Origin of the sequence: Streptomyces inusitatus (genome assembly GCF_014651115.1) — a bacterium.
GTDB lineage: Bacteria > Actinomycetota > Actinomycetes > Streptomycetales > Streptomycetaceae > Streptomyces > Streptomyces amakusaensis.
Window position 1 is genome coordinate 1 of the sequence record NZ_BMWG01000027.1, and the last position, 25,626, is coordinate 25,626.

Annotated in this window: 24 protein-coding genes and 1 pseudogene; 9 read left to right on the forward strand and 16 right to left on the reverse strand. The window is 70.3% G+C overall.

From position 1 onward, the window contains the following. From IE247_RS29480 to IE247_RS29500, 5 genes and pseudogenes are all read right to left on the reverse strand, one after another. Positions 1-186: pseudogene (locus IE247_RS29480) on the reverse strand (cysteine--tRNA ligase); the annotation flags it as partial. 146 nt (positions 187-332) lie between these two features. Further along, on the reverse strand, positions 333-737 hold the full coding sequence (locus IE247_RS29485; RefSeq protein WP_190126378.1) for a PPOX class F420-dependent oxidoreductase: 405 nt from the start codon (positions 735-737) through the stop codon (positions 333-335). A 136-nt stretch (positions 738-873) separates the two neighbouring features. After that, positions 874-1,398, reverse strand: a complete 525-nt coding sequence (ispF, locus tag IE247_RS29490) for a 2-C-methyl-D-erythritol 2,4-cyclodiphosphate synthase (protein ID WP_190126379.1) — start codon at positions 1,396-1,398, stop codon at positions 874-876. Further along, complete coding sequence (gene ispD, locus IE247_RS29495) at positions 1,385-2,134, reverse strand: 2-C-methyl-D-erythritol 4-phosphate cytidylyltransferase (RefSeq protein ID WP_190126380.1); 750 nt, start codon at positions 2,132-2,134, stop codon at positions 1,385-1,387. Before ispD ends, ispF begins: the two co-directional genes overlap by 14 nt. Positions 2,135-2,409: 275 nt before the next feature. Continuing rightward, a complete protein-coding gene (locus IE247_RS29500) occupies positions 2,410-2,892 on the reverse strand; it encodes a CarD family transcriptional regulator (protein WP_003953493.1) in 483 nt (160 codons plus the stop codon). A 780-nt stretch (positions 2,893-3,672) separates the two neighbouring features. On the opposite strand from IE247_RS29500, the gene IE247_RS29505 reads away from it, so the two are divergent. Further along, positions 3,673-4,386 (forward strand): DUF461 domain-containing protein, encoded by a 714-nt coding sequence (locus tag IE247_RS29505; protein ID WP_229869430.1) that lies wholly within the window; start codon positions 3,673-3,675, stop codon positions 4,384-4,386. Positions 4,387-4,525: 139 nt separating this feature from the next. Here IE247_RS29505 and phoP read toward each other — a convergent pair whose 3' ends face one another. Together phoP and IE247_RS29515 are read right to left on the reverse strand one after the other, a co-directional pair. Then, positions 4,526-5,197 carry a two-component system response regulator PhoP gene (gene phoP / locus IE247_RS29510; protein WP_020610279.1) on the reverse strand — a complete coding sequence of 224 codons (672 nt, stop codon included), beginning with the start codon at positions 5,195-5,197 and terminating at the stop codon, positions 4,526-4,528. Positions 5,198-5,202: 5 nt separating this feature from the next. Continuing rightward, entirely contained in the window at positions 5,203-6,708 is a 1,506-nt protein-coding gene (locus tag IE247_RS29515) for a sensor histidine kinase (RefSeq protein WP_190126381.1), read from the reverse strand. A 203-nt stretch (positions 6,709-6,911) separates the two neighbouring features. On the opposite strand from IE247_RS29515, the gene phoU reads away from it, so the two are divergent. From phoU to IE247_RS29530, 3 genes are all read left to right on the forward strand, one after another. Then, complete coding sequence (phoU, locus tag IE247_RS29520) at positions 6,912-7,589, forward strand: phosphate signaling complex protein PhoU (RefSeq protein WP_190126382.1); 678 nt, start codon at positions 6,912-6,914, stop codon at positions 7,587-7,589. Between the two features lie 221 nt (positions 7,590-7,810). Then, a complete protein-coding gene (locus tag IE247_RS29525) occupies positions 7,811-7,960 on the forward strand; it encodes a hypothetical protein (protein ID WP_190126383.1) in 150 nt (49 codons plus the stop codon). A 149-nt stretch (positions 7,961-8,109) separates the two neighbouring features. Beyond that, the gene (locus IE247_RS29530; protein ID WP_190126384.1) at positions 8,110-8,934 is read left to right on the forward strand and encodes a LamG domain-containing protein; all 825 of its coding nucleotides are present in this window, start codon (positions 8,110-8,112) and stop codon (positions 8,932-8,934) included. 88 nt (positions 8,935-9,022) lie between these two features. On the opposite strand, the gene IE247_RS29535 is transcribed toward IE247_RS29530, so the two are convergent. Continuing rightward, the gene (locus IE247_RS29535) at positions 9,023-9,781 is read right to left on the reverse strand and encodes a phosphoglyceromutase (protein ID WP_190126385.1); all 759 of its coding nucleotides are present in this window, start codon (positions 9,779-9,781) and stop codon (positions 9,023-9,025) included. Between the two features lie 208 nt (positions 9,782-9,989). Between IE247_RS29535 and IE247_RS29540 the strand changes: the two genes are divergently transcribed. Then, on the forward strand, positions 9,990-11,333 hold the full coding sequence (locus tag IE247_RS29540; protein WP_190126386.1) for an MDR family MFS transporter: 1,344 nt from the start codon (positions 9,990-9,992) through the stop codon (positions 11,331-11,333). A gap of 31 nt (positions 11,334-11,364) precedes the next feature. Here the strand turns inward: IE247_RS29540 and IE247_RS29545 are convergent, their stop codons facing one another. The 4 genes from IE247_RS29545 to mshA form a co-directional block, all read right to left on the reverse strand. Continuing rightward, entirely contained in the window at positions 11,365-12,378 is a 1,014-nt protein-coding gene (locus tag IE247_RS29545) for a trypsin-like serine peptidase (protein WP_190126387.1), read from the reverse strand. A gap of 242 nt (positions 12,379-12,620) precedes the next feature. Continuing rightward, entirely contained in the window at positions 12,621-14,240 is a 1,620-nt protein-coding gene (locus IE247_RS29550) for an MFS transporter (protein WP_190126388.1), read from the reverse strand. A gap of 102 nt (positions 14,241-14,342) precedes the next feature. Next, positions 14,343-14,855 carry a type III secretion system chaperone family protein gene (locus IE247_RS29555; protein WP_190126389.1) on the reverse strand — a complete coding sequence of 171 codons (513 nt, stop codon included), beginning with the start codon at positions 14,853-14,855 and terminating at the stop codon, positions 14,343-14,345. Beyond that, complete coding sequence (gene mshA / locus IE247_RS29560) at positions 14,848-16,188, reverse strand: D-inositol-3-phosphate glycosyltransferase (protein WP_190126390.1); 1,341 nt, start codon at positions 16,186-16,188, stop codon at positions 14,848-14,850. The genes IE247_RS29555 and mshA overlap by 8 nt, the downstream gene beginning before the upstream one ends. 218 nt (positions 16,189-16,406) lie before the next feature. Between mshA and IE247_RS29565 the strand changes: the two genes are divergently transcribed. The 3 genes from IE247_RS29565 to IE247_RS29575 all read left to right on the forward strand — a co-directional run bounded on the left by IE247_RS29565 (position 16,407) and on the right by IE247_RS29575 (position 20,059). After that, positions 16,407-17,192 (forward strand): class I SAM-dependent methyltransferase, encoded by a 786-nt coding sequence (locus IE247_RS29565; protein ID WP_190126391.1) that lies wholly within the window; start codon positions 16,407-16,409, stop codon positions 17,190-17,192. A gap of 174 nt (positions 17,193-17,366) precedes the next feature. Continuing rightward, positions 17,367-18,572, forward strand: coding sequence for a C40 family peptidase (locus IE247_RS29570; RefSeq protein ID WP_229869431.1), 1,206 nt, complete (start codon positions 17,367-17,369; stop codon positions 18,570-18,572). A gap of 266 nt (positions 18,573-18,838) precedes the next feature. Beyond that, positions 18,839-20,059, forward strand: coding sequence for a PP2C family protein-serine/threonine phosphatase (locus tag IE247_RS29575; RefSeq protein WP_190126393.1), 1,221 nt, complete (start codon positions 18,839-18,841; stop codon positions 20,057-20,059). 36 nt (positions 20,060-20,095) lie between these two features. Here IE247_RS29575 and IE247_RS29580 read toward each other — a convergent pair whose 3' ends face one another. From IE247_RS29580 to IE247_RS29590, 3 genes are all read right to left on the reverse strand, one after another. Then, a complete protein-coding gene (locus tag IE247_RS29580; protein WP_190126394.1) occupies positions 20,096-20,437 on the reverse strand; it encodes a DUF2516 family protein in 342 nt (113 codons plus the stop codon). Between the two features lie 109 nt (positions 20,438-20,546). Beyond that, complete coding sequence (locus IE247_RS29585; RefSeq protein ID WP_190126395.1) at positions 20,547-21,155, reverse strand: hypothetical protein; 609 nt, start codon at positions 21,153-21,155, stop codon at positions 20,547-20,549. Between the two features lie 53 nt (positions 21,156-21,208). Further along, complete coding sequence (locus tag IE247_RS29590; protein WP_190126396.1) at positions 21,209-21,694, reverse strand: helix-turn-helix domain-containing protein; 486 nt, start codon at positions 21,692-21,694, stop codon at positions 21,209-21,211. 569 nt (positions 21,695-22,263) lie between these two features. On the opposite strand from IE247_RS29590, the gene IE247_RS29595 reads away from it, so the two are divergent. Beyond that, positions 22,264-23,748 (forward strand): ATP-dependent nuclease, encoded by a 1,485-nt coding sequence (locus IE247_RS29595; protein ID WP_190126397.1) that lies wholly within the window; start codon positions 22,264-22,266, stop codon positions 23,746-23,748. A gap of 421 nt (positions 23,749-24,169) precedes the next feature. On the opposite strand, the gene IE247_RS29600 is transcribed toward IE247_RS29595, so the two are convergent. Next, a complete protein-coding gene (locus IE247_RS29600; protein ID WP_229869432.1) occupies positions 24,170-25,378 on the reverse strand; it encodes a hypothetical protein in 1,209 nt (402 codons plus the stop codon). Between the last annotated feature and the right edge of the window lie 248 nt (positions 25,379-25,626).

The window sequence follows — 25,626 nt, forward strand, 5'->3', positions numbered from 1 at the left end:
CACCTCGTAGCCGCGGTACTCGAACCAGCGGCGCATGATGTCGAAGTTCAGCCCGGAACGGATGTGCCCGATGTGCGGGGCGGCCTGGACGGTCGCACCACAGAGGTAGATCGAGACGCAGCCCGGAATGAGCGGGGTGAAGTCACGGATCTGCCGGGCGCTGGTGTCGTACAGGCGAATGGTCACGGAACAAGGGTAGTGGCCGTATAGCAGTGCCCCGCGACCCCTGTGGATCGCGGGGCGAACTTTGTGCACCCGTACAAGTCGGCTGTGTGATCGAATACGTCCCCGGGTCGCCGTCAGGGCGTCTCGGATCGCCCTCGGATCCGTCCTCAGACGCGTCCGACGATCTTGCGCGGGGTGATCCGGACGATCACCCGCTGGGCGTCCTCGGCGGAGGCCGGGTTGAATTCCGCGTACCCCTTGCCCGTGTACTTCCGGGACAGCTCGTCGATCAGCTCCGGGCCGCCCTCGGGGGTGAGGGTGGCCGTGCCGCGGATCTCGGCATAGGTGTACGGGGCGTCGAAGGGCTGCACGACCACGGTCACCCGGGGATCGCGGCGCAGGTTCTTCTCCTTCTGCCGGCCGACGGTGGTGGAGATCAGGAGATCGTCGCCGTCCCGCTTCACCCATACCGGGGACACCTGAGGACTGCCGTCGGGCTGAATGGTCGCGATGTGCACGAAGACGGGGCCGTCGAGCAGCGTCTTCAGCTCGTCCGTGAGTGCGGCGGTCATGGTGCGGCCTTTCTGGTGGTGGGCGGGAACGATCGTTGATCGTCGTCCGGGTAACCAGTACCCGCCGGGTGAACCACGCCACACCCGGCGAATATTTCACCCCGGCCACATGGCGCGGCCGATCCCTCCGTACGGCTCAGCCGGCCGCTCCGGCGGGCCGCGCGGCGGTGCGGTGGACCAGCGCGGTGGCGATGGCCGCGAGGCCCTCGGCGCGGCCGGTGAGGCCCAGGCCGTCCGTCGTGGTGCCCGAGACGGACACCGGGGCTCCGACGGCCTCGGACAGGGCCCGCTGGGCCTCCGCCCGGCGCTTGCCGATCTTCGGGCGCACCCCGATGACCTGGATGGCGACATTGCCGATCTCGAAGCCCTCGGCGCGGACGATCCGGGCGGCCTCGGTCAGCAGGGTGACCCCGGAGGCGCCGGACCACTCGGGGCGGTCGGTGCCGAAGTGCGCGCCGAGGTCGCCGACGCCGGCGGCGGAGAAGAGGGCGTCGCAGGCCGCGTGGGCGGCCACATCGCCGTCGGAGTGGCCGGCGAGGCCGTCCTCGCCCTCCCAGAGGAGTCCGGCGCACCACAGCTCGCGGCCCGCTTCAAACGCGTGTACGTCGGTCCCGACGCCGATGAGCGGCAGCGGGGGCGGCAGGGTGTCAGAAGCCGTCATTGGCCCTCCTGCGGGCGAGTACGGCCTCGGCCAGTACGAGATCGAGCGGACGGGTCACCTTGAACGCCTCCTCGTGTCCGGGCACGACCACGACGGGCTCACCGAGCCGCTCGACCAGCCCGGCGCAGTCGGTCGCGCCCTCGCCGGACGGGCTCCGCGACGCGCCGTGCGCACGGACCAGGGTGGCGCGGTCGAAGCCCTGCGGGGTCTGTACGGCGCGGAGCCTGGACCGCTCGGGGGTGGCGACGACGGGCTCGGGCGCGTTCCCCGGGCCCGGCTCGACCTCTTTGACGGTGTCGGCGAGGGGCAGGGCGGGGACGACGGCCCGCGCCCCGTCCCGGACGGCCTCGACGACCGCGTCGACGGTGTCGACCGGCACCAGGGGGCGCGCGGCGTCGTGGACGAGGACGGTGGTGACGGATTCGGGGAGGGCGTCGAGTCCGAGCCGTACCGACTCCTGGCGGTTCTCGCCGCCGGGCACGACGAGGACGTCGGTGCGGTCGGGGAGGACGAGATCGGCGAGGAGGTTCCGTACGGAAGCGGTGTCCTCGGGCGGTGCGACGACCACGACGAGGGTGACGGCGTTGGAGGCCGCCATGGCGCGGACGGCGTGGACGAGGATGGGCGTGCCGTTGAGCGTGCGGAGCGCCTTGGGGGCGCCGGGGCCCATGCGTACGCCCCGGCCGGCGGCCGGGATCACGGCTGCGGTGCGGGACGGCTGCGATGCGTCTGTCATCGGTTGTACTCCGGCAGGTTTGTTTCCTTGGCCGACATGGGTATGGCCACAGCGTGCCGGGCGCGACGCTTTGACGGACCCTTCCGTGACCACTGGTCTGCGCCAGCCGTCCGGGCCCGGCACACCACAGGAGTCAGGTGGTGCTGCTGTGCGTGGGGCACCTCGTGGGAGATCCGCGGGGTGGACACGAACATGCCGCAGCGCCCGGCGACAGCACCGTGATCAAAGATGATCATGGCACGTCAGCGGGCACCGCGGCATTGGTGCGTCGTGCGTCAGGACGCGAGGACCTCGTCGAGCAGAGCCTCGGCCTTGTCTTCGTTGGTGTTCTCCGCGAGGGCGAGCTCGCTCACCAGGATCTGGCGAGCCTTGGCGAGCATTCGCTTCTCACCTGCGGAAAGACCGCGCTCACGCTCACGGCGCCACAGGTCGCGCACGACTTCGGCGACCTTGATGACATCGCCGGACGCGAGCTTCTCAAGATTTGCCTTGTAGCGGCGGGACCAGTTCGTCGGCTCTTCGGCGTACGGCGCGCGCAGCACCTCGAAGACCCGGTCGAGCCCGTCCTGGCCGACCACATCGCGCACACCGACGAACTCCGCATTGTCCGCCGGCACACGAACCGTCAGGTCGCCCTGGGCGACCTTGAGCACCAAGTAGGTCTTGTCCACGCCTTTGATCTGGCGAGTTTCGATGGCCTCGATCAGCGCGGCCCCGTGATGGGGATAGACCACGGTGTCGCCAACCTTGAACGTCATGTGACAGGTACCCCTTCCGTGGCTATCCAGGGTAACACGGATACAGCTTCTTCTGAATGGCGTTTTCGCAGGTCAGGGCATATCTCGGGGCTTGACAACAACGACAGGATCGTGCTGCGGACGGGTTCCGGAAGGGGGTATTCGCAGGTGGGAGCGGCTGCACAAGGGAAGGGAAACGGGTGCGCCACGCCGGGCCTGAGACGCTCAGGAGAGGGTGAACGTCCCGATTTGCCGGGTTCTCGACGGTGAACTTCCCCTACTCCGTTCGGCCGTCGGTCACCCGTACGGACGCTTCGGCCGGGAATCCGGAATTGATCAACGAAGTCACGCCGAAGGTATTCCCGGGAATGCTCTCCGGGGGACGGAATTGATCATCGGCGATATGTGAGCGGGCCCGTAAACGGCCGGCCCCGGACTTCGGCCCGGGACTTCCGCGTGACACCTACGGAACACCTCCGGAACACCACCCGTAACACGGCCTTGAACGGGCGCCGAACGGACGGTCGAAACGGCGGGCGAAACGGCGGGCGAAACACCGCCGGAAGGGCGGCCCGGAAGAGCCGTGACGGGTGGGCGGAAGGCATACGCGAGGGACCCCGGAGGCCGCTGTGGCGCGAAGGGGCGGGTCGGGTGCGACCTCGGCGCGGCGGCTCTGTAATCTGGCGGCGAACTGAGGTGATCTCGGACGGTATCGCGAACTCACGCGGGCCCGGCCGCCATTGCGCCGGTTCGACCGACCCGTCAACCGTCAGCCCGCACGTCCAAGGAGATGCCGCCGCCGTGAGCCTCCCCCAAACTCCGCCCGGGGGCGTCCTCCGCCTTCGCCGCGGCGCCCTCGCCGTGACCGCTGTCGCGCTGTCGTTCACCGCGCTGACCGCCTGTGGCGCGGGCAACAACGCGCAGTCCCTCGGCATCAAGCCGGACACCGCCGAGGCGACGGTCGACAAGATCATCATCCAGAACGCCAACGTGATCACCCAGCCGGAGGCCGGTGCCGCGGGTCCCGCGGTCGTCTCCGCGACGGTCTTCAACAGCGGCCAGAAGGACCAGACCATCGAGTCGGTCACCCTGGCGGGCGGGGCCGGGACCGTGAAGCTCACCCCGGCGAAGGGCTCCGGCCCGATCACCGTGCCCGCGCTGGGCTCGGTCGTGATCGGCGGCAAGGGCAACGCCACCGCGGTGATCGAGGACGGCACCGCGCTGACCGGGAACATCGGCGGCATCCAGGAGACGGTCTTCCGCCTCAGCGACACGGGCGATGTGAAGCTCAAGGCCTTCGTGGTCCCCTCGACGGAGTACTTCGAGGAGTTCGGCCCGAGCAGCCTGCCGACCCCGGCCGCCCCGGCTCCCAAGGCGTCCGGCTCCCCCTCGGAGTCCGCGAGCGGCGCGCCGGGCAGCGAGGCCACGGACCAGGCGTCCGACGCCGCCTCCGACTCCGCTTCGGACGCGCCTGCGGACTCCGCTTCGGACTCCGCCTCGCAGCCCGCGAGCTGACGGCCGCACTCGCGGCGCAACGCGTACGGGTGGGCCCCGCCGGATCTTCTCCGGCGGGGCCCACCCGTTTCCGCTGTGGGGCCCGTCCGCCCGCACCTGTGGACATGCGGACGTGCGGACGGACGGGCCCCGGGCTCGGCTACGGCTCGAACTTGTACCCGAGGCCGCGGACCGTCACCAGATAGCGCGGCGCGCCCGGGTCGGGCTCGATCTTGGCGCGCAGCCGCTTGACGTGCACGTCCAGCGTCTTGGTGTCGCCGACGTAGTCGGCGCCCCAGACCCGGTCGATGAGCTGCATCCGGGTGAGGACGCGGCCCGCGTTGCGCAGCAGCATCTCCAGCAGGTCGAACTCCTTGAGCGGCAGATCGACCTTGCCGCCGGAGACGGTGACCACATGGCGGTCCACGTCCATCCGGACGGGGCCGGCCTCCAGGGCCGCCGGGGTGACCTCCTCCGGCTCGCCCCGGCGGCGCAGCACGGCGCGGATGCGGGCGACCAGCTCCCGCGAGGAGAAGGGCTTGGTGACGTAGTCGTCGGCCCCTATCTCCAGTCCGACGACCTTGTCGATCTCGCTGTCCTTGGCGGTCACCATGATCACCGGGACATTGGAGCGGCCGCGTAGCTGGCGACAGACCTCGGTGCCCGGCAGGCCGGGCAGCATCAGGTCGAGAAGGACGAGGTCGGCGCCGTTGCGTTCGAATTCATCGAGCCCCTCGGGGCCCGTGGTCGCGACGGCGACCTCGAAGCCTTCCTTGCGGAGCATGTAGGACAGGGCGTCGCTGAATGATTCCTCATCCTCGACGACGAGCACTCGGGTCACGGAAGGACCTCCGGGGCAGGGATGTCGGTGTGTGGATCGGTGTCGTAGGGCCGGTCGTCGTACTGCTGGTCGAGGCGATCCGGGCGGCGGGTGTCGGTTCCGGTGGGTGAGCCGGTTCCGGGGTGAGGGTCGGGCACTGCGTGAGGGTGAGGATCGGTTCCGGACCCGAAGCCGAAGGCGGCTCCGGTTCCGGTTTCGGCTCCGGTTTCGCCGCCGGTCTCCGTTCCGGATCCGCTTCCGGGTTCGGATTCGGATTCGGATCCGAATTCGGCGGCCGTCGGGCCGTCCGGGCCGCCTTCGGGGGCGGAGGCCGTACGGTCGCGGGTGGAGCCCGCTTCGGGAAGCCTGAGCGTGAAGGTGGAGCCCTGGCCTTCGGTGCTCCAGACCGTGACTTCCCCGCCGTGCGAGGCTGCCACATGTTTGACGATCGCCAGACCGAGGCCGGTTCCTCCGGTGGCGCGGGAGCGGGCGGGGTCGACCCGGTAGAACCGCTCGAAGATGCGCTCGCGGTCCTTCTCGGGTATCCCGATGCCCTGGTCGGTGACGGCGATCTCGATCAGCCCGCCGAAGCCCCCGCTCTGGCCGGCCTCGCCCCCCGGGGAGGGGAGTCTGCGGGCCGAGATGCCGACACGGGTGCGGGCCGGCGAGTAGTTGACCGCGTTCTCCACCAGATTGCCCAGGGCGGCGGCGAGCTTGCCGCGGTTGCCCCAGATGTGCAGCCCGGAGGTGCCTCCGCTGGCCATGGTGATCTGTTTGGTGGAGGCGGGGTGCCGGGAGCGGTCGATGGCCTCGGCGACCAGCTCGTCCACCCGTACCGGCTCGGCGTCCTCCAGCGGGTCGTCGTTCTGCACCCGGGAGAGGTCGATCAGCTCCTGGACGAGATTGGTGAGCCGGGTCGCCTCGATCTGCATCCGCCCGGCGAAGCGGGAGACCGCCTCGGGGTCGTCGGACGCGTCCATGACCGCTTCCGAGAGCAGTGAGAGCGCGCCGACCGGGGTCTTCAGCTCATGGCTGACATTCGCGACGAAATCCCGCCGTACCGCTTCGATCCGCCGGGCCTCGGTGAGATCCTCGACGAGAAGGAGAACGAGACGGGAGCCGAGGGGGGCGACCCGGGCGGACACGGCGAGCGCCTCGCCGCGGCCGGTGCCGCGACGGGGAAGATCCAGCTCGACCTGTCGTATCTCGCCGTCCCGCCGGGTGTCGCGGGCCATCTGGAGCATGGCCTCGACCGTCAGTTTTCCGCCACGGACCAGACCCAGCGCATACGCCGCCGAGCTGGCCTTGACGACGGAGTCGCTCTCGTCGAGGACGACCGCGGAGGAGCGCAGAACGGACAGCACGGTGTCCACACCCGGCGGCAGCACCGCATCGGTGTGCAGTGAGGTGCGGGTGGGTCTGCGCTGGTCACGCTCGCTCCAGCGAAACGCCAGCATGGCGATCACGCCGGTCAGCAGACCGGCGATCGCAGCCACTGCGGCGACCGCCGCGTTCACGTCCATGCTTCCAGGTTAGGCGGGCCCGCCGACATGCTCACAGCCAATCGGGTAGCGCCCCGGGGACTCGTCGCCCAGAGTTCACCGGGGGGACGGGGCCGGTTCATATGACCGGGAGTCCCCCGACGCGTTTCGGACCGACCGTGGGACCGTGGGGGTCCGAGAGCCCCATCCGGACCTCTGTTCACAAGCAGCTGAAAGGGAACTCGATGCGGGACGCGTACCACGAGGAACTGGACTCGATCGGGGAAGGCCTGGTCGAGATGGCCAGGCTGGTGGGGTCGGCCATCGGGCGCGCCACCACGGCCATGCTCGACGCCGATCTCAAGCTGGCCGAAACCGTGATCGCCGCCGACCAGAAGGTCGACGACCTCCAGCACGATCTGGAGGCACGGGCGATCGCCCTGCTGGCCCGGCAGCAGCCGGTGGCCACGGATCTGCGGATCGTGGTGACCTCGCTGCGGATGAGCGCCGACCTGGAGCGTTCGGGTGATCTGGCCCAGCATGTGGCGAAGCTCGCCCGGCTGCGCTTCCCGGACTCGGCGGTGCCCAGGGATCTCCAGGCGACGATCCTGGAGATGGGCCAGCTGGCACAGCGGCTGATGGCGAAGGCCGCCGAGGTGATCATCACCAAGGATGTCGATCTGGCGCTCCAGCTGGAGACCGACGACGACGAGATGGATCTGCTGCACCGCGCGCTCTTCCAGCATCTGATGGACGACCGCTGGAAGCACGGCATCGAGACGGCGGTCGATGTGACGCTGCTCGGCCGCTACTACGAGCGGTTCGCCGACCACGCGGTGTCGGTGGCGAAGCGGGTGGTCTATCTGGTCACCGGCGAGCACGCGGACGAGCTCCAGGCGACGCTCCCGGCGGAGGGCGCGTAGTCCCCGCACTCGGGGACCGGGGCTGTGCCTCCGCGCGCTGTTGACGCCCCCGCGCCGGCGGGCGTCCAATGGCGGGGGCGGCCGTTCGCGCCCGCCCGGCACAGCCATGCCCCGTACACCGTGCGGGCGGCTCTCGTGCTCGCCTTCGAGGCCGACCGTACGGCTCTGTGCGGACATGTTTCGTACGTCCTGTACGGCTCGTACGCTCATGAGGAGGGCCCATGGCCGACTTCCCCACATCAGATCCCCGGCAGGAGAACCCCACCGAGGTGGGACGGCTCTCCGTCCTCGCCGCCTGCGGCTGCGGCTCGGGCTGCGGCTGCGGCTGCCAGTCCGGCGGGTCGTGCCAGTGCGGCGGCGGCTGCGGCTGATCGCGGCGGCACACCCGGAGAGGCCCTGGCCGTACCGGATCGTCTCGGTACGGCCGGGGTGTCCGGTCCTTCGGGCCGGAAACACCTTGCGGTTCCCCCCGCTTGAGTCGAAGATCATTCGAAATCCGGCACAGGATCCAGGGGGGATCATGAACTTCACTCATCGCGCCGTCGCCGCGACACTGTCCGCGACCGCGCTCACGCTCACGCTGGGAGCGCTCCCGGCGAACGCCGCCGAGGCGGGCACCGCCACCACCGGCACCACGACCGTCGAGGCTCCGCCGAGCCGTAAGGGTTACTGGCCGCTGGAATCCGCGTCCGGCGGTCTCTCACCCAATGCGCAGGCCGGTGCTCAGCCCCTGGCACTGCACGGCAATCCCTGGATCTACTGGTCCGACGGCCTCTGGGACACTCCCGCCCTGGTCGGCGGCGGAGAGCTGCGGCTCGACGGCGACGGGGACTGGGCCCAGACGGCCACGGCTCCCGTGAGCGGGGACGGCAGCTTCACGATCGCCGCCCGTGCCCGGCTGAACGCCGCCGACGGGCGGACGCAGACGGTGCTCTCCCTCCCGGGCGCGGGCGCCGACCGGATCGCCGTCCGGTACCAGCCCGCCAACGGCCGGTGGGAGGCCGTCGTGGCCACCGAGGACCGGGCTGACGCCCCCCGTGTGGTCGTCAGCGACGACCAGCGGCTGCCCAGCACCGACCCCAGCGGCTCCGGCGACCACCTCGCCGTGGTCTTCGACGCGTCCGCGGGCGAGCTGCGCCTCTATGTGAACGGGCAGCGGGCCGCGATCGGTACCGCCGCCGACACGACCTCGTGGCAGGCGACGGGCGGCCTCCAGGTGGGCCGCTCGGCGACCGGCGGGGAGCACTTCGCCGGTGCGGTCGACGAGGTCCGCGCGTACTCCGGAGCCGTCGGCTCCACCACGATCCAGCAGCTCTCGGCGCTGACCGCGCTCCCCGAGCTGTAAGAGCCCGAGGCCCGGGCCCTTGGGGCCGGGCAGCGAAATGCCCCCCGGCGGAGGAGAACTCCGCCGGGGGGCATGATCGCGTCCGGGGTTACTTCTTGCCCTGGTTCTTCACGGCCTCGATCGCCGCGGCGGCGGCGGCCGGGTCGAGGTAGGTGCCGCCCGGCTTGAGCGGCTTGAAGTCGGCGTCCAGCTCGTACACCAGCGGGATGCCGGTCGGGATGTTCAGACCGGCGATGTCCTCGTCGGAGACGCCGTCGAGGTGCTTGACCAGCGCGCGCAGCGAGTTGCCGTGGGCGGCGACCAGGACCGTGCGGCCCGCCAGCAGGTCCGGGACGATGCCGTCGTACCAGTAGGGCAGCATCCGGACGACGACGTCCTTCAGGCACTCGGTGCGCGGGCGCAGCTCCGGCGGGATGGTGGCGTAGCGGGCGTCGTCGCTCTGCGAGAACTCCGTGCCGTCCTCAAGGGCGGGCGGCGGGGTGTCGTAGGAGCGGCGCCAGAGCATGAACTGCTCCTCGCCGAACTCGGCGAGCGTCTGGGCCTTGTCCTTGCCCTGGAGCGCGCCGTAGTGGCGCTCGTTGAGCCGCCAGGAGCGGTGCACGGGGACCCAGTGGCGGTCCGCGGCCTCCAGCGAGAGCTGGGCGGTGCGGATCGCGCGCTTCTGGAGCGAGGTGTGCAGTACGTCGGGGAGCAGACCGGCGTCCTTCAGCAGCTCACCGCCGCGGACCGCCTCCTTCTCGCCCTTCTCCGTGAGGTTGACGTCCACCCAGCCGGTGAACAGGTTCTTGGCGTTCCACTCGCTCTCGCCGTGGCGGAGGAGGATCAGCTTGTACGGTGCGTCGGCCATGTGTCCGAGCCTAATGGACGGGTGTGCGGCTCTCCCTCCGCGGTCCGCGCGTCGGACGGCTCGGGCGGTCCATGGCGTTCGGCCTGGCGGGCGGCGACGTTTGACGGTCCGCGTCAATTGACTGGCCGCCGGGACGACCGGGTAAGTAACGTTCGACTTGCTGGAGCGCCACTTACATCGCCATCCGCCGAAGGTCCTGGGGGGATCCATGTCCACAGCCGGTCTGCTCGCCGGTGCGCGCCGCGCCGTTTCGGAGAGCGTGTCGGGGCTTCCCCGGGAGTTCTGGTGGCTGTGGACGAGCACCCTGGTCAATCGGCTCGGGGGGTTCGTCGCCACCTTTCTGGTGCTGTACCTCACCTCCGACCGGGGGCACTCGGCCGCGTACGCCGGACTGGTCGTCTCGCTGTACGGGCTGGGCGGGGTGGTCGCCTCGCTCGGCGGCGGGGTGATGGCCGACCGGCTGGGACGGCGGCCGACGCTGCTGATCTCCCAGGTGGCCACCGGCCTGTCCGTGGCGGCGCTGGGCTTCGTCCACCATCCGGTCGCGATCGCGGCCGTGGCGTGTCTGGTGGGCGCGGCGAGCAATGCCTCCCGGCCTGCCGTGCAGGCGATGATGGCGGACATCGTGCCGCCGAAGGACCGGGTGCGGGCGTTCTCGCTGAACTACTGGGCGATCAATCTGGGCTTCGCGATCTCCGCGGTGGCGGCGGGCTTCATCGCCGAGTACAGCTATCTGGCGGGTTTCCTCGGCGAGGCCGCGATGACGCTGGCCTGCGCGGTTCTGATCTTTGTGAAGCTGCCGGAGTCGCGGCCGGAGCGCCCGGCGGCCGGCGGGGCGGCGGAGCCGGCGGTCGGGCTGATGACCGTGGTGCGCGACGGGCGGTTCATGGGCGTCGTCGGGCTGTCGTTCCTGATCGCGCTGATCTTCATGCAGGGTCATATCGGGGTGCCGCTGGCGATGGGCCAGGACGGGCTCTCGGCCTCCGACTACGGCACGGTGATGGCGCTCAACGGGGTGCTGATCGTGGCGCTCCAGATCCCGGTGACCCGGTTCATCGAGCACCGCGATCCGCGTCGGCTGCTGATTCTCTCCTCGGTGCTGGCGGGGTACGGCTTCGGGCTGACCGCGTTCGCCGGGTCGATCGGGCTGTACGCGCTGACGGTGGTCGTGTGGACGCTGGCCGAGATCGTCAACGCGCCGACGCAGACCGGTCTGGTGGTCCGTCTCTCGCCGGTGCACGGCCGGGGGCGCTACCAGGGGATGTACACGATGACCTGGTCGGTGGCGATGCTGGTCGCCCCGCTGGTGGCGGGTGTGGTGATCGACCGGTTCGGGGCCGACTGGCTGTGGGGGATGTGCGCGGTGCTGGGGTCGGTCGCGGGGCTCGGGTACTGGGCGCTGATGCGCAATCTTCCCCAGGACGTGGCGGAGGAGCCCGTCGTGGCGGAGGTGTCCGCTTCGGCGGAGGAGCCGGCTTCGGTGGTGGAGCCCGCTTCGGTGGTAAAGCCGGTGGAGTCCGCGCCCGTCGCGGAGGCGGCGCGGAAGGCCTGAGCGGGGCGCGGGGGCTGGGGGCGCCGGGGTGTCAGGTCGCCCGGCCCTGGGCGTCGAACAGCCGCTTGACGGCGGTGTCGAAGTACGGAGTCCGGTTCCAGCCGCCGCGGTTGCGGGTGCTCATCACGCCGTTCTGCCGGCCGAGTCCCTTGGCCTCGTCGTACTCCCGGAGCCAGGGGCCGCCGCTGGCCCCGCTGCCGAAGTCGCACCGCAATTCGCTGTAGGACGCTCCGGCGGCCCGGGTCTTGCCCCGGCAGACGCGCTGGGACTTGCCCTTGCCGTGGTTCCCCGGATATCCGAAGACGGTCGTCTCCTGTTTCTGGCTGAAGTTCCAGCTGAGTCCGTGACCGCCGGTGACATTCACGAGCTTCTTGTTGTTGAGCGGCCAGGTGGTCACCATGGCCACGTCCCGTGCCAGATCACTGTGGTCGGTCCAGCCGCTGAAGGAGCGGAAATGCTTGGCCGCGAAGGTTCCGAACGGCCGGGACCCGTCGCGATAGCGGGGGACGTACGTCCAATTCCGCATCCACCGGCCCGCGGTGCCCTTGGAACCGCCGGTGTTGACGCAGTGCCCGGCGGTGACCACCATCTGCTTCGACGGGCTGTTGACGGCCGCCGCCGAGCAGACGTAATTCTTGCCGTTGACCGGGTTCTTGAAGAACACCTTCCCGACCGACGCCGTGTCCGCGACACGGGCGGCCCGCCCGCCGGGCCGTATCGCGGTCGGCGAGGCGGCCGGGGTGCTCCCGGGCCTGCCCGTGGGAACCGCCGCGCGGGCAGGTCCGGTGGGCGGCGCGGGAAGGTGGTTGTCCGCCGGAATGGCCCGCGCCATGCGCTCGGCGGTCCAGTACTTCCCGGCTTCGAGGGCTTCGGCGCGGGAGTCGACGTCTTCGCCGTTCGACAGTTCGGGAGTCGCGCCGACCGTGGACGAGCCGTCGCCCGCCATCACGGGCGATATGCCGCCGACGGGTTCGGCGACGGCGAGTTGGCCCGGTCCGAGAACCAGGGTCGTGACGGCGAACGAGGAGAGAAGAGCACGTCTCATATGGCGCAAGGGGCATCCTTTTCCGGGGTGTTGCCGAGATGCCACATCGTCCACCGAAGCGGGCCGGGACAGACAGCGCGAGCGGGGCGCGGATGAGAGCGCGCGGGGAGCGGGGAATCCCGGGCCGGCCTTTGTCCAGCGGTGCCGGCCTGTGAAGCGGGCACGCGGAACGCCATAAGCGGACGGACCGCCCGGGGAATCGATGTGGCGCAGTTCACCCTTAAAAGGGAGGGCTTCGGAATTCAGGAGTCGGCGGTCACCCGGGTCCCGGGGTGCGCCAGCGCGCAGAGGAACGCGACCGCCAGGGCGATCGCCATCCCGTAGAACACCCACTGGTTGGCCTCGGCGAAGTCCATCCGTACCGCGTGTCCCGTCTGTCCCAGCGCGGCGGTCACCGAACCGTCGCCGGTCCCCCGTCCGTCCCCGTGGCCCGCCACCGACTGGGCGATGCCGTGGGCGGCCCGGCGGGCCTCCTCCCGGGACATGCCGTCCGCGTGGAGGGTGGCGGCCACCTTGTCGACGGTGACATGGCTGAGCACCGTCCCGTACACCGCGAGCCCCACCGCCGCCGCGTAGTTGCGCGCCGTCTGGGTGATGCCGGTGACCTCTCCGTACGAGGCGTCGATCGCCCGGTTGACCGAGTCCGTCGAGGCGGGCGCGAGCAGCAGGCCGATGCCCGCGCCCGACAGGACCACATAGGGCCACTGCGCGGCGTACGAGAGGTCCGTCAGCTTGGCCGCCCACAGGGCGAATCCGGCCGTGCCGATCGCCGTGCCCAGCAGCATCGGCGGCCGGGCTCCCCGTTTGTCGAGCATCCGGCCGCCGAGCTGGGAGGCGATGACGAAGCCGAGGAAGAAGTAGAGGAGATAGAGAGCGGCCTCGTTCGGCGACTTGCGGAGCGAGACCTGCGCGTACACCGAGGCGAAGAAGAACAGCGGGACGAAGGCGAGCATCCCGAAGAACAGCACCGCCGTGTCGACGCTGAAGGCCCGGTCGCGGAAGACCCTCAGCTTGATCAGCGGATGCTCCGGGACCCGCAGCTCGTAGACGCAGAAGACGGCGAGCAGCAGCAGTCCGCCGAGGATGCAGCCCCAGGTGGCGGCGGAGCCCCAGCCCCAGCCGGCGGCCTGCTGGAGGCCCAGCACGCTCAGGCCCATGCCGGCCGCGATCAGGGCCGCTCCCCGCAGGTCGAGGCGTTCCTCGCGCGGGGTGTCGGGGATCCGGGCCAGCACCGTGAGGACGATGGCGACCACGGCCACCGGCACGTTCACCCAGAAGATGGCGCGCCAGGTCCAGGCGGTGAGCCAGCCGCCGAGCAGCGGGCCGATCGCGGTGAGGCCGCCGGAGACGCCGAAGAAGAGCGCGATCGCGCGGCCCCGGCGCTCCACCGGGAAGACCGCGGTGACCACGGCGAGCGCGGCGGGGAACAGCAGGGCGGCCCCCACACCCTGGACGGCGCGGAAGATGATCATCCAGCTCTGGGCGAAGCCGGTGGCCGGGACACAGCCGCAGAGCACGGAGGCGACGACGAAGATCAGGGTGCCGATCAGCACCATCCGGCGGTGGCCGTAGATGTCGGCCAGCCGGCCGCCGAGCGCGAAGCAGACCGCGAGGGCGAGCAGATAGGAGTTGACCACCCAGCGCATGCCGGAGGCGGTGAGTCCCAGTTCGTCGGTGATGTCCGGGGCGGCGATGGCGACGATGGTCTGATCGATGAAGGTCATCGCGACGGCGAACATCATCGCCGCGAGCGCGAGGGACTGGTTGGCGGAGCCCGAGGGCCCGGGGGGCGCCCCCTCGGCGGGAGGCGTGGCGGGGCCGGAGCCCGACCGATCGCCGATTTCACCCTTTTTGTCGCGCATGGGCAGGATTCTGCCCCGGGGTGGGGTCTCCCGCACCCAGAGCCGGGCGGGCCCGGCGAGACGGAGAGGGTCAGCCGGGCGGGCCCTGGGGGGCGGGGAGGGTCAGCCGGGCTCGGAGTCGCGGGCCGCGCCGGTCAGATGGGTGAACGCGTCCAGGTTCCTGGTGGACTCCCCGCGCGAGACCCGCCAGTCGTACTCCCGGCGGATGGCCCCGGCGAACCCCAGCTCCAGCAGAGTGTTGAACGCCCCGTCCGAGGCCTCCAGCACCGACCCCAGCAGCCGGTCCACCTCGTCCGGCGTGATCACCGAGAGCGGGAGCCGGCCGGTCAGATAGATGTCGCCGAGGTGATCGATCCCGTAACTCACCCCGTACAGCCGCAGATTCCGCTCCAGCAGCCAGCGGTGGACCGCCGGGTCGTTCTCGTCGGGGTGGCGGATGACGAAGGCGTTGACCGAGAGGGAGTGCTTGCCGACGCGCAGGGAGCAGGTGGTGGCGAGCTTGCGGGTGCCGGGGAGGGTGACCACGAAGGTGCCCGGCTCCGGGCTCTCCCAGCCGAGGTCGGCGTCCGTCAGGGCGCGCTCGATGATTTCCGTGGGCCGCCGGGCGTCAGACATGGTGGGAGCGTACCCGGCGGCGGTGTTCGTGGGTCGCCGCCGTGTAGACGTCCGCCGTGGCCGCGGCGGCGGTGTCCCAGCCGAAGGATTCGGCGTGCCGGGCCGCCTCGGCGCCCATCCGGGCGGTGCGCGGGGGGTGGGCGAGCAGCCGGTGCAGCGCCGTCGCGTAGTCGGCGGGGTCGTGGCCGTCGACGAGGATTCCGGTCTCCCCGTCGCGCACGGCGACCGGGAGCCCGCCGACGCGCGCGGCCACCACCGGGGTGCCCGCGGCCTGGGCCTCGATCGCCACCAGGCCGAAGGATTCGCTGTACGAGGGCATCACCAGCGCGGACGCGGCGCGGAACCAGTCCGCGAGCGCCTCCTGGCGGACCGGCGGATGGAAGTGGACGACATCGGCGATGCCGAGGCCCGCCGCCAGTTTCTGGAGGCCCTCGGGCTTGGCGAGACCGCTGCCGCTGGGGCCGCCGACGACGGGGACATGGAGCAGGGGGCGCAGCGAGGGATCCCGCTCCAGCAGCCGGGCGACCGCGCGGAGCAGGATGTCGGGGGCCTTCAGCGGCTGTATCCGCCCGGCGAAGAGGGGTACGAAGGCGTCCTGCGGGACTCCGAGGCGGGCGCGGGCGGCGGCCCGGCCGTCGGCGGGGCGGAAGCGGTCGAGATTCACCCCGGGGTGGACGACGGCGACCTTGGCCGGGTCCGCCGCGTAGAAGCGGACCAGTTCGTCGGCCTCCTCGGCGGTGTTCGCGATCAGCCGGTCGGCGGCGTTGACGATCTGGGTCTCGCCGATGACCCGGGAGGCCGGTTCGGGGGTGTCGCCGTCGGCCAGGGAGGCGTTCTTGACCTTGGCCATGGTGTGCATGGCGTGGACGAGGGGGACTCCCCAGCGCTCGGCGGCGAGCCAGCCGACATGGCCGGAGAGCCAGTAGTGGGAGTGGACGAGGTCGTAGTGGCCGGGGCGGTGGTGGGCCCAGGCGCGCATCACGCCGTGGGTGAAGGCGCAGAGCTGGCCGGGCAGGTCTTCCTTGGCGAGGCCCTCGTAGGGGCCGGCGTCGACATGGCGTACGAGGACGCCGGGCGCGAGTTCCACGGAGGGGGGCAGGCCGCCCGCGGTGGCCCGGGTGAAGATCTCCACCTCGATGTTGATGGCGGCGAGCCGTCTGGCCAGCTCGACTATGTAGACGTTCATACCGCCCGCGTCGCCGGTGCCCGGCTGATGGAGCGGGGAGGTGTGGACGCTGAGCATCGCGATGCGGCGCGGTCTGCGGTGCCCGCCGGGAAATCTGATCCGGGGGGGCAGGAAGCCGCTGCCGAGGCGGGAGACGTACTGGCTCACGTCGTCGTTCCTCCTCGTTCCGGCATGGGCAGAGCCGGGTTTCCACGGCCCTCAACAGCGGAGCCTTCCCTTCCATTTCCCGGGCTCCGGCACTTTGCCAAATCATTACGAACGGGGGGCGTGGTTGGTTCCCGGGGCGGGCTTCTTCGGGGCATGCCTTCCCGGGCCGGACGGAGGGGGCACAAGCCCGTCCGGTCCGGCCGTTTAGGCTCATTTCCATGAGCACCCGCCCCGTCGGCACCCCCACCCGCGGGACGACCAACCCCAACCGGCTGCGCCGGATGGACCGCTGGATCGCCGCCGCCCACGGCCCCGCGCTGCGCCGCGCCGCCCGGCCGCTCGCCGTCGACCTCGGCTACGGCTCGGCCCCCTGGACCACCCTGGAGCTGCTGCGACGGCTGCGCACCGCGGACCCGCGCTGCGAGGTCGTCGGGATCGAGATCGACCCCGCGCGGGTCGCCGCGGCGAAGCCGTACGCCGTCGAGGGGCTGAGCTTCCGCCACGGCGGCTTCGAGCTCCCCGTACCGGAGCCGCCGCTGCTGATCCGCGCGGCGAATGTGCTGAGGCAGTACGAGGAGGGCGAGGTCGCGGCCGTCTGGGCGCGGCTGTGCGGACGGCTCGCGCCGGGCGGACTGCTGGTCGAGGGCACCTGCGACGAGATCGGCCGGCGGCACGTATGGGTGGCGCTGGGGCCCGAGGGGCCGCGCACGGTGACCTTCGCGACCCGGCTGGGCTCCCTGGACCGCCCCTCCGACCTGGCGGAACGGCTCCCGAAGGCGCTGATCCACCGCAATGTGCCGGGCGAGCCGGTCCATGCCTTTCTGCGGGACTTCGACCGGGCGTGGGCGGCGGCCGCGCCGTACGCCTCACTGGGGGCGCGGCAGCGCTGGATGCGGGCGGTGCGCGAGCTGGGGAGGGACTGGCCGCTGAGGGACGGCCCGAAGCGGTGGCGGCAGGGCGAGGTCACCGTGGAGTGGGCGGCGCTGGCTCCCTCGAACGAGTGAACGTATGTACGAATGGGGAACGCCCGGGGCTCGCTGTTCGTCACCGGTGCGTGGGAGTCGACGCGGGGGCCGTCCACCGGTGGCCCTCTGTCGCTCCGGGGGCCGCCGTGGCACCATCACGGCAGCGCCCGTAAGTTACTGACGGTAATTCAGTTGGTCATCGGAGGGGGAGTCGTGAACCGACGCCGCTGTGCCATCGCCGCGCTCACCGTGCTCACCGCGCTCTGCGCACTCGCCGTGCCGGCGTCATCGGGCGTCGCGTCCGCCTCTCCCCTCCCTCCCTCCTCTTCCCTCTCTTCCCTCGCGGCGGGGGCGGCTCTCCTCCCCCGGGCCCCGGAGCCGCCGGACCGCGCCGGGGAGAGCACCGAGGACTCCCTGGACAGGGTTCGGGTGGAGATAGAGGGCCTCTACCACCAGGCGGTGTCCGCGACCGACGCGTACAACCTCGCCGAGGAGGAGGCGGAGCGGCAGTCCGCCGAGATCACCGCACTCGCGCGGCGGACGGCCGACGGCCAGAAGCGCATCCAGGAGCTGAAGGACCGCGCGGGGGCCACCGCCCGCGCGCAGTACCGGGGCGGCGGCCTGCCTGCCGAGGCGCAATTGGTCCTCACCGACGACCCCCGTCTCTTCCTGGACGGCGTCGACCGCGTCAAGCAGGGCATGAAGGCCACCAAGGACCTTCTCCGCGATCTGGAGAGGGCCCAGTCCGAGCTGAAGACCTACGCCCAGGACGCCGGGGCCCAGTGGAGAGCGCTGGAGGCCACCCGCCTCAAGCGGGACAAGGCCAAGAAGGAGATCACCGAGAAGATCGCCGAAGCGGAGGGGCTGGAGCGCCGCCTGGAGAAGAAGGAGCGCGCCCGGCTGCTGGAGCTGGAGCGGGAGGCGGCCCAGAAGGCTCAGGCGCGGTGGCTGGAGTCCCGCGAGCGCGAGCGGGCGGCGGACGGCCTCACCGCAGGCGGCGACACCACCGGGGACACTACGGGTGACACCACTGGGGAGATCGCCGACGGCCGGGAAGACGGCGCGAGCGGCCAGGGCGCCAAGGCCGTGAAGTTCGCGTCCGCCCAGCTGGGCAAGCCCTACGGCTGGGGGGACGAGGGCCCCGGATCCTACGACTGCTCCGGGCTGACCTCGCAGGCCTGGGCCTCGGCCGGGCGGACCATACCGCGCACCTCGCAGGAGCAGTGGCGACAGCTGCCCAAGGTGGCCGTCGAGGACATGCGGCCCGGCGACCTGATCATCTACCACGCGGACGCGAGCCATGTCGGTATGTACATAGGCGACGGATCGATCGTGCACGCCCCCCGGCCGGGCCGGAACGTCAGCGTCGCGGGCGCGGGCTCCATGAAGATCCTCGGAGTGGTGCGCCCCGACAAGTGACCGGGCCGGGCTGGCCCAGGCTGGTCACGGCCGGGCCCGTGGTACCGGGGTGGACGCGCGCCGTGGCGGAGCGGACACCCGCTGTGCCCAAGGGGGTGATGTTCGTCATGACAGAGCCGCCAACCGCCCGCCGATTCCCGGCATATGGCGTCAGTGCCCACTCTCCTCATTCCGCCGCGCCGGAGGCTACCGCTAGTGTCCCCGTCTGGCGGAACGTCGCTCGTCGTCCCGCCGCGCCCTCGGGGGGAGGGAAGGAACCCGGACACATGCCCGCACCCGTACCGCAGCAGCGCACCGCCCCCGCGGCGGAGACCGCCGCCACCGTCGGCGACCTCGTCCTGCTGGTGATCGAGGACGACCCGACCGGCACCTTCTCCGTACCCGAGCCCGCCGACACGGCCGGCTCCCGGATCCGTATCCGCAGCGCCCGCAACCTCACCGAGGCCGAGCGGCTGCTCACCGACGACGTCCACTGCGTCCTGGTCGACCTGGCGCTGCCCGGCGGCCCGGCCGACACCGAGCTGGGCGCGCTCCGCGAGGTGCTGCGCCTCGCCGACCGGCACGCCGTCCTGGCACTGACCACATCGGCCGACGCGGAACGCGCCGCCGAGGCCGTCCGGCTCGGGGCCCAGGACCATCTCTTCCGCGACGAGCTGGACGGCCGGCTGCTGCACCGCACCGTCAGATACGCGGTGGAGCGCAAGCGCGCCGACACCGTCCAGCGAAAGCTCGCCGAGTCACGGCTGCGCGCCCAGGAGAACGCCCGGCTGGAGCGCGGGCTGCTGCCCACCCCCCTGCTCGAAGGCTCCGATCTGCGCTTCGCCGCCCGCTACCGGCCCGGGCGCTCCCGCGCGCTGCTCGGCGGAGACTTCTACGACACGGTCCGCACCCCCGACGGCACGGTCCACGCGATGATCGGCGACGTCTGCGGCCACGGCCCGGACGAAGCGGCCCTCGGTGTGGAGCTGCGCATAGCGTGGCGCGCGCTGACCTTCGCGGGGCTGTGCGGGGACGAGCTGCTCTCGACGCTCCAGCGGGTGCTGGAACACGAGCGGGAGAGCGAGGAGATCTTCGCGACGCTGTGCACGATCGACATAGCGCCCGACGGACGGCGGGCGGGCATCTGTCTGGCCGGCCACCCCTCACCGCTGATCACCCGGGGCGGCCTGGCCGCACAGCTGCTGCCGCAGGAGAGCGGCGGCCCGGCGCTCGGCCTGCTGCCGCGCGCCCGCTGGCCCCGCCGCCAGGTGGAGCTGGGCGGGGCCTGGAGTCTGATGCTCTACACGGACGGGCTGATCGAGGGCCGCTCGGGCCCCGGCGAGAAGCAGCGCCTCGGCGACGAGGGAATGCTGAAGATGATCAACCGCAGGCTGTCGGCGGGCCTGGAGGGCGAGGCTCTGATCGAGTCCGCGGTGTCGGAGGCACGCGAACTCAACGGCGGCGAGCTGACCGACGATGTCGCGGTCCTGCTGCTGAGCAGGGGCTGAGCGAAGGGGCTCTCCCCTGGGGAGCCCCCGGGGCTTCTACCGTCCGCCGTTGTACGGGCCGTAGGGTCCGTCGCTGCTGGAGCCGCCGCCGCGCCGTCCTCTGCCGCCGGAGACCTGCGCCAGCGCGGGCCGCACATCGACGAAGAAGACGATGGTGGCGATCAGTCCCGCGAGGGACAGGAACAGCATCGAGACGAACAGATTCACCGCGACGGTGACGCCGAGGATGACCAGCCAGAAGCTCTTGGTCTGCTTGTCCGCGGCGCGATAGGCGTCCTCACGCGCGAGGGCCGCCATGACCAGCGCGATCACGGCCGTCGTCAGACAGATCAAGTCCACGACGAGCCAGAGGGTGAACTCGAAATTCGTGCGCAACATGCTGGGCACCGCCTAGGCCTAGAGAGTGAGACAAGCGCCTCGCCGCCAACGTACCCGGAGAACGGGCCGGACACCCACAAAGGTGTCCGGCCCCGGCTCTCCCCCGCGCCTACTCGGCGGGCGGCGTGCTCTTCTTCGGGGCCGCGGCCTTGCGCTCGGCGGCCGGCTTGCGGGCCGCCGGCTTGGCCGGGCGGCCATTGGCCGCCGCGGGCCCCGCGGGCTCGGTGCGCACCCGCTCCGTCTTCACGGGCTCGGGCCGCACCGGCTCGGGCTCGACCGCGACAGCGATCTCCGTGATCTCCTCGGCCGCCTCGCCACGCCAGTTCCGCACCGTCTGCTCACCGTGCTCGGCGACCTTCTCATAGGTCTCCCGGGCCTTCACCGCGTACTCGGCGGCCACCCCGACCCCGCGCAGCGCGAGATCCTGAGCCGTCTCGCCGAGCTTCTTGAAATCGGCGTCGAACCCGCCGAAGACCTCGTTGACCTTGGCCTGCACGGTGGCCTGGGCCTCCTTGGCCTGGCTGCTCACCTTCTCCTGCACGGCCTTGGGATCCGCGTTCCGCACGGCCTCGATCCGGCCGGGCGCCTCGGCGGCGAGCTGCTCCAGCAGCGCCGGGACCTTCCGGGCCTGCTGAACGGCGAGGTCGGCCGTGCCGGCGGCGAAGTAGAGGGGGGTGGGGTCGGTGAACGTCTTGCGGAGGTCATCGGTGATGGCCATTGCTGTGGTCCTCCTGGAACGCAGTTCAGTGTGAGGGTCGACCGGCCCGGGTCTCAGCCCGCGGCGCCCGGATCATCCGTGCCGGAGTCCTTCCGCACGACGGACTCCCCGCCGGTCTTCATTTCCGTCTCCGGCTCCGTATCCGGCTCCGGCTGCTTGCTCGCGTCCGGGTCGTCCGCCCCCGGCGCGGTCTCGAATCCGTTCTCCTTGCGGAAGGACTCGTAGATCTGGAGCAGAACGGCCTTCTGCCGCTCATTTATGGACGGGTCCGCGATGATCACGGCCCGCGTCTCCAACTCGTCCCGATCCCGCTCGTCAAGAATCCCGGCCCGCACGTACAACGTCTCGGCGGAGATCCGCAGCGCCTTCGCGACCTGCTGCAACACCTCCGCGCTCGGCTTGCGCAGCCCGCGCTCGATCTGGCTGAGATACGGATTGGACACCCCCGCGGCATCGGCGAGCTGCCGAAGCGAGAGCTGAGCGTTGCGCCGCTGCTCGCGGAGGTACTCACCGAGATTGCCGACGTTGAGTGATGCCATGCCCCGATGGTGCACCACCCTTGCTAACTATTGCAAGCAGATGCTTGCAATAGTGTGTCGCGCCACAGCGGATCCGATTGTGCCTCGCAGCGATAGATGTCACTTCGCAGCGCCGCTGTCACCAGCTGGCCCGATGCGCGGGGCCCAGGGGTGCGACAGCACCTCCGCAGCCCCCTCGCCATAACCCGTAGCGCGAGGAGCCGGCACGCCGCGTCACTCGACGAGCCAGAGGACGATCACCCGGACGAGCTCCACTGGGAAAGCGCATGCACTCGAAGACCGGACACACCTCCTCCACGCCGCGCGGCGCGCGCTCCGGGCGACCACCCCGGTCCGTTCCCAGCGAAGCTGACAGGGTCCCGGAAGGCCTGCCGCATGAGCCGAATGGACCCCGCCTGAGACATCGCCACATAGCCCACGGCGAGCCTCGTCGAGGCAGCCTTAAGCGCTCGAACCACACACCCTTGCGCGCCCAAGAGGAGTAAAGTAACGCTCGGATCGCGCGAGGCGACCCCCCTCTCGCGCGCACATAGTGCGGTAGGCCATCCACAAGCGTAGGGACGGACTCCATGGCCAGCTTCCGGAGCGAGATCCGCGAAGGCGACATCCGGCGCCTCGAAGAGAAGGTCGCCTCAACCAACTACGGGGCTTACCTGCGTCGGATCACGCTGAAGCGAGTACGCGGGTTCAAAGATCGAGTTGTCAGCTTCGACTTTCCCGTCACCGCAGTAGTGGGGCCCAACGGCGGCGGCAAGACGACCATCCTCGGAGCTGCTGGCATCGCCTATAAGGACATCGCTCCGGGCGACTTCTTTGCCAAGAGCGGCAAGTACGACGCCAGCATGAAGGATTGGGTCATCGAGTACGAGATCATCGACAAGAAGCTCAACCCACGCCTTCCCCTACAGCGGACAGCGAGTTTCCCTCAGCTGAAGTGGAATCGCAAGGCGGTCGTACGTCCCGTACTTCTCTTCGGAGTGTCGCGCACAGTTCCCGCTACCGAACGCAGGGAACTCGTCAAGGCCGTAGGAAACAAGTTCGTCGCCGAAAAAGAGGTGGCTCTTTCAGCTCCGGTAGTCGCCGCAGTGGAGAAGATCCTCGCCAAGGAGATGCAGGGCTGCAACCGCCTTTCGATCGACGCGCATGGAAGGGCTACGATGTTCGCAGCCCGAAACTCCAACGGCAGCGAGTATTCCGAATTTCACTTCGGGGCTGGCGAAGCCAGCGTCATCCGCATCGTCTCGGACATCGAAGAGGCGCCCGATGGGGCAATGATCCTGATCGAGGAGATCGAGAACGGACTGCATCCCATCGCCACTCGCCGTATCGTGGAATACCTGATCGAAGTGGCCCTGCGCAAGTCGTGCCAGGTCATCTTCTCAACGCACAGTAACGACGCCTTGGACCCACTGCCGTCTAAAGCTATCTGGGCCGCCTACAACGGCGAGGTCCTCCAAGGGAAGCTGGACATCAAAGCACTTCGAACCATCACCGGCCAGATCGACGCCAAACTTGCGATCTTCGTCGAAGATGCTTTTGCCGAACTCTTGGTGACAACTGCGCTTCGTTACCACGGAGGGATCGAGCTCGATGCGGTCAAAATCCACGGAATGGGGGGAGTCGACCCCGCGATCAAAGTCAACGAGCAGCACAACCTTGACCCCACTTCGAGTTTCCCATCTGTCTGCCTCGTCGATGGGGACCAGGCGCACAAGGCGGATCCCAAGCGTCGAATCTGGACGCTGCCCGGCGAGGGAGATCCCGAGGCCCACATCTTCGACGTCGTACTAGGGCGCCTGGAGCACGTCGCTGCGAGGCTTACGGTCTCCATGCAGCTTCCGACCAGCGCGCAGGAGCGGGTCAAGCAAGTGGTTCGCGATCGAGCCTTGACTAACCGCGACCGCCATGTCGTTTTCGAACAGATCGGCGAGGACTTGGATTTCACAGCCGGAATGGTCGTCGCCAACGCGTTCCTAGCCATCTGGGCACAGGAGCGTCCAGACGAAGTCAGCACCCTTGTAGGAAATTTCGATACCCTCATCCCCAAAAGGTGAAGTCAGCCAACAACAGTCGCCCCACATGCGCGACACGCCCCACGGAGTTGCCTATAGGCAAGCGGAGTGACGGAATTCGCTATTCTGGTTCCGTGTGCGTGGCTTCGTGCGCCGACAGAACTGTGCTCGCGCCGGTATGACGGGCTCGAACTTGTGTCGGCGCGGCTGCTCGCGTTCTCCAGCGTCGCTCGTAGGACTCGCCGCCGAAGGATCGAGAGCTCATTGCCGCCCTGCTCATTGAGCGCCATACGGCGACTGTGGCGACGGATCCCCACCCAGCCGCAGTCCGCCGCCCCGAACGAACCCCTGGCTCAAGGCAGGCGGGCAGTCCGGCGTCGCGTTCGAAGGGAACGCGGGACCGCGAACGTCTGCCGTCCTGTCCGAGGCAGGCACGGGGACCGTATGGCCTTGTCCCTCGCAGCTACCCGCGACGTCCTCCGGTCCACCACCGGCGCCGCGGGGCGGACGGCGACTGCTCTGGGCTCGTCGGCGCCGCCGGCCGCCAAGAGGTGGCCGCGTCGCCCAGCACGGCCGTACGGATCGCCGTCCAGTCCTCGGCACGCCACCAGTTGAACAACTCCACCGTGCTGATCACCTTCACCGGCAGCGACTCCAGCGAGGCGACGAACTCCGGCCGCGAGTACACCTCCGCCGTTCTCTCCGACGGGTGCAGCTTGTGCTGATGGTTGACGATCAGCACACCGTCGGAGACCGGCTCGTCCGGCTGCAGCTGCGGCCAGGTCTCCAGATGCCGTTGGAGATGCCCGACGAGGTGCTCCTGCGCGGGCCCGGAAACGCCCTTGACCTCCACCAGACGCGCCGACACACCTTCGGCGCTGACGAGCAGGTCGGCTGACTTCGTACCGCCGAGCTGCTCGTCTAGATCGACGGTATGCATCCCGGCGTCGGCCAGGACCTGCGCCACCGCGTTGACCAGCTCGGAGCCGCTCCCGTACAGCAGCCCGTACCGCACCGGCTCCGCCTTCTCCTTGGCCTCCCGCAGCGTTCGCTCCAACTGGCGCTTTTCGTCGGCGTACTGCGCCTCCAGGTTGTCCAGGGTCTGCCGAGCGGTCTGTTCACCGACGCTCTGCAGATCGGGGTCGACGAAGTACGGCGACCGCGCCCTACGCAGTGCACCGGGCACGTACTCCGGCAGCGCCCGATGGACCAGCCAGCCCAGCACGTTGTCCCAGCTGGTGCCGTCCGGGATCACATACCAGCGCTGGCTGCCCGCAGGTGACGTCCATGCGGCGACTACCGGGTCCCCCAGGGCGTCGACCAGGATGGGGTCCAAAGCGCCTTCGGCAGGGTGGTCCTCAGAGCCGGAGCCATCGCCGCGCTCCAGGTGCACGCCGCGCAGGTGCAGGCTCCACCAGGGGGAGCCTTCCGGACGGGTCAGCAACCGAATCGCCAGGTCCCGGTCAGCTCCGCTCAAGTCCGGCGCGATCTGGGGTCGCGTCCCGGCGGGGAGGCGCTGCCCGCCGACGCTCGTGAAGAGATCCCCGACGTTCACGGACGCGTCGCCAGACCACAGCGAATTGTGTGTACGGTCCTCGTTGACCTGCCCGATCACCGCGAGCACGAGGGCGATCTCGCCGCGCTGGCGAGCGCCGGCAAGGAGCCGCTTCATCTCCGCGGCACCCCGGTTGTGGGAGTAGCCCGGCGACAGAGCTGCGGGGCAGTCGCTGCTCTCCGCCCCCAGCCACCGCGGCTGAAGGCCGTGGCTCGGCCAGTCCACGTCTGCCGGGACGCGCATCGGTGCAGGACGGTCCCGCCCATGCTCCTGCCACTGCCTCAACGTCCGATCCCGCTCGGATCCGGGCTCCGGCTGTCCAATGTGCACCGGCACCAAGCCGGAGACAGAACTGCTCATCGCCG

Excerpts from the sequence above, each read along its gene's own strand:
- IE247_RS29555 (WP_190126389.1), bottom strand. The coding sequence starts at position 14,855 with ATGTCTGACGCCCGGCGGCCCACGGAAATCATCGAGCGCGCCCTGACG.
- IE247_RS29515 (WP_190126381.1), bottom strand. The coding sequence starts at position 6,708 with ATGGACGTGAACGCGGCGGTCGCCGCAGTGGCTGCGATCGCCGGTCTG.
- IE247_RS29500 (WP_003953493.1), bottom strand. The coding sequence starts at position 2,892 with ATGACGTTCAAGGTTGGCGACACCGTGGTCTATCCCCATCACGGGGCC.
- IE247_RS29540 (WP_190126386.1), top strand. The coding sequence starts at position 9,990 with ATGTCCACAGCCGGTCTGCTCGCCGGTGCGCGCCGCGCCGTTTCGGAG.
- ispF (WP_190126379.1), bottom strand. The coding sequence starts at position 1,398 with ATGACGGCTTCTGACACCCTGCCGCCCCCGCTGCCGCTCATCGGCGTC.
- IE247_RS29550 (WP_190126388.1), bottom strand. The coding sequence starts at position 14,240 with ATGCGCGACAAAAAGGGTGAAATCGGCGATCGGTCGGGCTCCGGCCCC.
- IE247_RS29580 (WP_190126394.1), bottom strand. The coding sequence starts at position 20,437 with ATGTTGCGCACGAATTTCGAGTTCACCCTCTGGCTCGTCGTGGACTTG.
- IE247_RS29590 (WP_190126396.1), bottom strand. The coding sequence starts at position 21,694 with ATGGCATCACTCAACGTCGGCAATCTCGGTGAGTACCTCCGCGAGCAG.
- ispD (WP_190126380.1), bottom strand. The coding sequence starts at position 2,134 with ATGACAGACGCATCGCAGCCGTCCCGCACCGCAGCCGTGATCCCGGCC.
- IE247_RS29575 (WP_190126393.1), top strand. The coding sequence starts at position 18,839 with ATGCCCGCACCCGTACCGCAGCAGCGCACCGCCCCCGCGGCGGAGACC.
- IE247_RS29565 (WP_190126391.1), top strand. The coding sequence starts at position 16,407 with ATGAGCACCCGCCCCGTCGGCACCCCCACCCGCGGGACGACCAACCCC.
- IE247_RS29535 (WP_190126385.1), bottom strand. The coding sequence starts at position 9,781 with ATGGCCGACGCACCGTACAAGCTGATCCTCCTCCGCCACGGCGAGAGC.
- IE247_RS29530 (WP_190126384.1), top strand. The coding sequence starts at position 8,110 with ATGAACTTCACTCATCGCGCCGTCGCCGCGACACTGTCCGCGACCGCG.
- IE247_RS29585 (WP_190126395.1), bottom strand. The coding sequence starts at position 21,155 with ATGGCCATCACCGATGACCTCCGCAAGACGTTCACCGACCCCACCCCC.
- phoU (WP_190126382.1), top strand. The coding sequence starts at position 6,912 with ATGCGGGACGCGTACCACGAGGAACTGGACTCGATCGGGGAAGGCCTG.
- IE247_RS29525 (WP_190126383.1), top strand. The coding sequence starts at position 7,811 with ATGGCCGACTTCCCCACATCAGATCCCCGGCAGGAGAACCCCACCGAG.
- IE247_RS29595 (WP_190126397.1), top strand. The coding sequence starts at position 22,264 with ATGGCCAGCTTCCGGAGCGAGATCCGCGAAGGCGACATCCGGCGCCTC.
- IE247_RS29545 (WP_190126387.1), bottom strand. The coding sequence starts at position 12,378 with ATGAGACGTGCTCTTCTCTCCTCGTTCGCCGTCACGACCCTGGTTCTC.
- IE247_RS29600 (WP_229869432.1), bottom strand. The coding sequence starts at position 25,378 with ATGAAGCGGCTCCTTGCCGGCGCTCGCCAGCGCGGCGAGATCGCCCTC.
- IE247_RS29485 (WP_190126378.1), bottom strand. The coding sequence starts at position 737 with ATGACCGCCGCACTCACGGACGAGCTGAAGACGCTGCTCGACGGCCCC.